Origin of the sequence: Ferruginibacter sp. (assembly GCF_031391665.1) — a bacterium.
Lineage (GTDB): Bacteria > Bacteroidota > Bacteroidia > Chitinophagales > Chitinophagaceae > Ferruginibacter.
The window spans coordinates 1-6435 of the sequence record NZ_JANMUN010000255.1 but is presented as its reverse complement, the minus strand read 5'-3'; the positions used below and the strand labels follow the sequence as shown (position 1 = coordinate 6435).

Sequence of the window (6435 nt, the reverse complement as noted above, 5' to 3'; positions counted from 1 at the left end):
TTTTGCTGATAAAATTAATTTTGAAAATTGCCGGTTTGAACATTTGGCTTCAACAGGATTAGATTATAACAATGCAGTGCATGATAATCTCATCAAAGGAAATTTGTTTAAAGATATTGGCGGCACTGCTATTCTTGCCGGCGTATATTCTAATGCCGCTACAGAAATTCATTTGCCTTATAACCCCAAAGATGAAAGAGAAGTTTGTGATAAAATGACCATCAGCAATAATTTAATTACCGATGCTACTAATGAAGACTGGAGTTGTGTAGGCATTGGTTTGGGCTACACCAAAAATTCTTTAGTAACAAATAACGAAATTGAAAATGTTGCTTACAGTGGCATCAGCATGGGTTGGGGCTGGAGCCCAACAGCGAATGCTATGAAAAATAATAACATTATTAAAAACAGTATTCATCATTACGGTAAACACAATTACGATTGCAGTGGCATTTATACATTGAGTGCTCAACCCAATTCATTCATCACACAAAATTATATCGACAGTATTTACAAAGCACAGTATGCTCATTTGCCTTCGCATTGGTTTTATATTTACACCGATGAAGGCTCTTCTTATTTTACGGTGAAAGATAACTGGACGCCTTCTCAAAAATATTTACAAAATGCTAATGGCCCCGGTAATGTATGGAGCAATAACGGACCGGATGTAAGTGCTGGCGTAAAACAAAATGCAGGTTTGGAAAATGAATATCAGTCCCTGCAAAAAGAAAAAACTGCACACCTCAATTATCTTGCCATTAATAAAGAGCACAACGAAGTAATTGAATTGATTGTAAAAGAAAATGAAACACTGGATGTGCAAAAATTAAAAACCCTTCTTTTTAAAAATAATATTGATACGGCTGCTATTTACCAATGGCAAAACCATTATGTAGTTTTTGCCGCAATACAGGATATTGCAGTAATGCAGGGACGGCTGCAAAATAATTTCCCCAATGCAGAGGTAAAAGTGTACCACGATATGTTTTATGAATTCAACAGAAACTATTGTGCAGATAAAAGCAATGCAAAAGCGTGGGATCATATTTTACTTACCTGCAATTTGGTGGCCGATAAAAAACTGCAGCAGGAATATTTAAACTACCACGCCACTCAATTTGAAAAATGGCCGGAGCTTTCCAAAGGTTTTTGCAATGCCAGTTTCCAGCAATTATTAATTTATAAAAACGGCAGGCAATTGGTTTTGGTGATAAGTATTGCTAAGGGAGAAAGTTTGGATAAATTAAATCCGAAGACGGTGGAGAATAATCCAAGAGTGGATGAATGGAATAAAATAATGGGTAAATACCAGGAAGGGATTGAGGGAACAAAGAAGGGAGAAACATGGATTTTTTTAAAGCGATTGTAAAGGCCCGCAGTTTTCGGTTTGGCTATAAGTGGTATATTTTGTAGATTTATAGCCAAACCAAAAAGATACAGTAATGCAAAACATCATCGGCCGGGAAAGTGAAATTGATTTCTTTCACTCGGTAATGGAAAGCAATAAGTCGGAGTTTGTAGCGGTATACGGCAGGCGGCGGGTAGGTAAAACATTTTTAGTAAGAAGTTTCTTTGAAGATAAATTTAGTTTTTACATTACTGGTATGGCCAATGCCGGTACGGCTCAGCAATTACAAAATTTTACGGATTGCTATAAAAAACTGGCCGGTAAAACAACATTTGAAAAACCGGCAAACTGGAAGGCGGCTTTTCAATTATTGACTGGCCTGGTGGAAAAATCGAAACAGAAACGGAAAGTGATCTTTATTGATGAATTGCCCTGGTTTGATACTACCAATGCAGGCTTTATTCCGGCGCTGGAGCATTTTTGGAATCATTGGGCATCGGCAAGAAAAGATGTGGTATTAATTGTTTGCGGTTCGGCTGCGTCGTGGATGATCAATAAGCTCATCAACAATAAAGGTGGCCTGCACAACAGGGTTACTTACCGGTTAAAAATTGTACCGTTTACCCTGTATGAGTGTGAGTTGTTTTTAAAAGCAAAGGGTTCGGTGCTCGACAGGTACCAGATAACGCAACTGTATATGGTATTAGGCGGCATACCATTTTACTGGGAGCAGGTACAGCGGCGTTTAAGTGCGGCACAAAATATTGAACGTATTTGCTTTTCGGAAAATGGATTGCTGCGTACGGAGTTTAATAATTTGTTCAGTTCGTTATTTACCAATTGGGATAAGCATGTAAGTGTGGTGCAGGTGCTGGCAAAAAAAGCTGCCGGGCTTACAAGAGATGAAATTGTGAAAGGCGCAAAACTGCCTAATGCCGGCAGCACCACACGAATATTAAATGAACTGGAAGAAAGCGGGTTTATAAAAAAGTATGTACCGTTTGGTAAAAAAATGCGTAACAGTCTTTACCAGTTGGTAGATTTTTATACGCTTTTTTACATGCGGTATTTAAAAGATGTACAGGCAGATAATAAAAATAACTGGCTGAACAGTATTGATACACCTAAACACCGGGCATGGAGTGGTTATGCCTTTGAACAGGTTTGCCTTTGCCATATTGAGCAACTGAAAAAAGCACTGGGCATTGGCGGGGTTGAAACATACAGTTCATCGTGGCGAAGTGCAGCAAAGGACGGAGGGGCGCAAATAGATCTGGTAATTGATAGAAAGGATATGGTGATTAATTTATGTGAAATGAAATTTTCAATTAATCCTTTTGTTATTGAAAAAAAATACGCCATGGAGTTGAGGAATAAAATGGGAATTTTTAGAAAAGAAACAGGCACAAGAAAAGCCTTATTTCTTACTATGATAACCACTTTTGGATTAAAGCAAAATGCACATTCAAGCGGCCTTGTGCAAAACGATTTAAGATTGGATGCATTATTTAAACGGGTTGATTATGGCTTGCTGCAATAAAATTTGACTTGGCTATAACTACCTATTTTTTACTAGTTATAGCCAAACTAAAAAGTAACGGTAAATTTTAAACAGGTAAATACTCATGCTTACTATTGGAATTTTAGGTTTAGGCGAAGGCCGCAGCACCATTTCTGCAGCATTGCAAAGCAATAAAGTAAATCTAAAAATGATTTGCGATGCCAACAAAGAATTGTGTGTGCAACGAGCCGATGAATTTAAAATGTATGAGTACACTACCGATTATAATGAAATGCTGAACGATGCAGCAATAGATCTCATTGCTATTTATACACCCGATCATTTACATGCCGAACATATAAAGCAAGCCTTGCTGCACAACAAACATGTTATCTGCACCAAACCTTTTATGGATGATTTAAGCAAAGCAAAAGAATTGATCGACCTGCAAAAACAAAGCGGTAAAAAAGTTTTTGTAGGACAAAGCTCCCGTTTTTTTGAACCCTATAAAAGACAACGCAAAGATTTTGAAGAAGGTGTTATTGGAGATTTGATAACTATCGAAAGTCATTACAATGCCGATCACCGCTGGTTTTTAGAAAAGAAATGGGCGCTGGAAAAATCTTTTAAATGGTTGTACGGAGGGTTAAGTCACCCGGTAGATTTTATAAGATATTATTTACCCAATATAGAAGAAGTGATGGGCTATGGTATGATCAGCAGCAATGGAAAAACCGCTGGCTTAAAAAATGAAGATACCATGCATTTTATTTTTAAAGCTGCCGATGGTAGAATAGCAAGAGTAAGCGGCAGTTATACCGGCCCAACACAACCCACCAAAAGAGACAGCGGTATGAGTTGCGTTTTACGTGGTACGTTAGGTGCAAGCCAGGCGGATTATCACGAATTACGTTATGCCGTAACAACAAAAGAAGGCGAAGAAAAAATAGTTACCTGGGGCGATAGTACTTTAAAATATTATTTCCGTTTCGAAGGTCAAAGTCATCATGCCGGCGAGTACCAAAATTATTTGGAATATTTTGTTGATAGCATTGAACAAAATTTTACGGCTTATCCCGATTTAAAGGAAGGCATTGGAACGGTTGCATTGTTGCAAGCCATGGATAGAAGTTTGCAAACGGGATTGCCGGTGAAGGTGAAAGATATTTTAAAAGAATATGGTCTGAACGGGGATTTGGGAGGATTAAATGATTAAAAGGATTTTTGAATAACACATCCTCTTAATCCCCAAAATCAAATCAATCTCAGTTCAGACAAAAGAAAAATCAAATCAATCCCCGTTCTCACAAAAAGCGCATGAACAAAATTTACGATAAACTTACCACACTCGATTTCGCCATCATTGCCATTTATTTTATGGCGTTGCTGGTAATTGGTTATATAGCGAGTTTTAAAAACAAAAAGAAAGACGAAACACTTTTTCTCGCCAGCAATTCATTAAGCTGGTATAGTATCGGTTTCAATATGTGGGGAACAAATGTGGGGCCATCATCTTTATTAGCCTTTGCCAGTATTGGTTATACTGCCGGTATAGTGGGTGGCAATTTTGAGTGGTATGCTTTTATATTTTTATTGTTGCTGGCCATGGTTTTTGCGCCAAGGTATATTGCCAGTAAGGTAAGCACCATGCCTGAGTACATGGGTAAACGCTACGGAAAAAGTACGCAAGATATTTTAGCAGGCTATGCACTCATAAAAATTTTGATCAGTTGGCTTTCATTAGGCTTATTTAGCGGAGGGATTTTAGTGCGTCAAATTTTAGGCATTCCCATGTGGCAATCTACTATCGCATTAGTAGCATTTTCTGGTTTGTTCACTTACATGGGCGGGTTAAAAGCTATTGCAAAAGTGAATGTTTTTCAAATGATATTACTAATAGTCGTATCACTTACTTTAACTTATTTAGGGTTACAAAAAATCGGCGGCTTATCCGCTTTGGCTGCTAAAACTCCTGCACACTTTTGGAATTTGACCAAACCAGCTTCTGATTCCGGTTACCCATGGCATGCAATATTATTAGGGTATCCGGTGTCGGCAGTAGCTTTTTTTTGTACCGATCAAAGCATGGTGCAAAGTGTGTTGGGTGCAAAAAATTTAAAGCAGGGCCAGTTGGGCATTAATTTTATTGGCTGGCTAAAAGTACTGGCATTACCTATGTTTATTTTGCCCGGTATAATTTGTTATGTGTTGTATCCCAATCTTGGCGATGATAAATTAGCTTACATGACAATGGTGACCAACTTATTTCCTTCCGGATTAAATGGTTTAGTTATTTGTGTGCTTATCGCTGTATTGGTGGCAACAATTGGTTCATCTTTAAATGCATTAAGTACGGTGTTTACAAAAGATATTTATGTAAACAATATTAATAAAAATGCCTCGGTAAAACAGCAAATTAATGTTGGCCGTGTGGTGGTAATTGTTGGTTGTGTACTGGCTGTATTAATGGCCATAGCATTAGATAATATCGAAGGAAAAACATTGTTTGATATCTTTCAATCTATATTGGGATATTTAGCGCCGCCGCTTGCAGTTACATTTTTATTAAGTGTGTTTTGGAAACGCACCACTAAACTTGCCGTTAATGTAATTTTATCTGCAGGTTCTGCCATAAGTCTTTTTGTGGGCATGTTAAACTTATGGATATTACCACCCAATATTAAAACAGGCGACAACACCTGGTGGCCACATTATTTTTTAGTGTCTTTTTATTTGTTTGTATTATTATTTGTGTCGGCCATTATAATTTCTTTGGTAGATAAAAATAAAGTGAAAGCAAGTATTGAAGAAAACGAATTGCCAAAAACCAGCAGGCAGGTAAAAATATTATTTGCTTTATTAGGCCTTGTAATTTTAAGTTTATATCTCATTTTCAATTTTCATTAATTATGAATACAATTTTTTCTTTTGAGCCCGGCTTTGGTAATGCTATTAAGCTTCATTGGCTGCCTGTGCCGAGAAAGATTTGTGTGCAGCCTCGGCATCGCACTCTTCTATATAAATTTCTCTATTCAACTTTTTTTTCACGCAAAGCCGCAAAGTTCTTAAGAACGCAATGTTCTGACAACATACAAAACAGCGCCTTTGCCCCTTTGCGACTTTGCGTGAAATCCTTTATGCTCCTTTGTGTTCTTTGTGCCTTTTTTGATCAATCAAATGCACAAACCTGGATCTGGTATCCCGGCGATTTCGAAATAAACCTTTCTAACAAAATGCAAAACCGCCGCACGGATAGAAATACTTTTTTTCCTCCTTTCTGGAAAATGGATGCTCATTATGTACTCATGGATTTTCATAAGGTATTTGACTTAACAGCACCAGAAGAAATTACCGTGTATGCAGAAGGTGAATTCAATTTAAAATTAGATGGCGTGCAGGTTGAAAGCGGCGTAAACAAATTAACCGTGCCTGCAGGCAAACATAAAATAAATGTAAAAGTGTGGAACCAGGCAAACGTGCCTGCCATATTTGTACAGGGCAAAACAATTGCATCCGATGCATCGTGGCTGGTAACTTTTGAAGATAAAGAATGGATAGATGAAACAGGAAAAACATCCGACAT

4 protein-coding genes and 1 pseudogene are annotated in these 6435 nt (G+C 37.6%); all 5 read left to right on the top strand.

Features of this window, described 5'->3' with window-relative positions:
* On the top strand, positions 1 to 1372 hold a 1372-nt coding region (locus ACY651_RS19430; protein ID WP_462255168.1), incomplete at its 5' end, for an L-rhamnose mutarotase.
* 73 nt (positions 1373 to 1445) lie between these two features.
* Positions 1446 to 2891 carry an AAA family ATPase gene (locus tag ACY651_RS19425; RefSeq protein WP_462255167.1) on the top strand — a complete coding sequence of 482 codons (1446 nt, stop codon included), beginning with the start codon at positions 1446 to 1448 and terminating at the stop codon, positions 2889 to 2891.
* A gap of 85 nt (positions 2892 to 2976) precedes the next feature.
* A complete protein-coding gene (locus tag ACY651_RS19420; RefSeq protein ID WP_462255166.1) occupies positions 2977 to 4068 on the top strand; it encodes a Gfo/Idh/MocA family protein in 1092 nt (363 codons plus the stop codon).
* Between the two features lie 101 nt (positions 4069 to 4169).
* Positions 4170 to 5759, top strand: a complete 1590-nt coding sequence (locus ACY651_RS19415) for a sodium:solute symporter family transporter (RefSeq protein ID WP_462255165.1) — start codon at positions 4170 to 4172, stop codon at positions 5757 to 5759.
* Between the two features lie 326 nt (positions 5760 to 6085).
* A pseudogene (locus tag ACY651_RS19410) lies at positions 6086 to 6435 on the top strand (alpha-L-rhamnosidase-related protein); the annotation flags it as partial.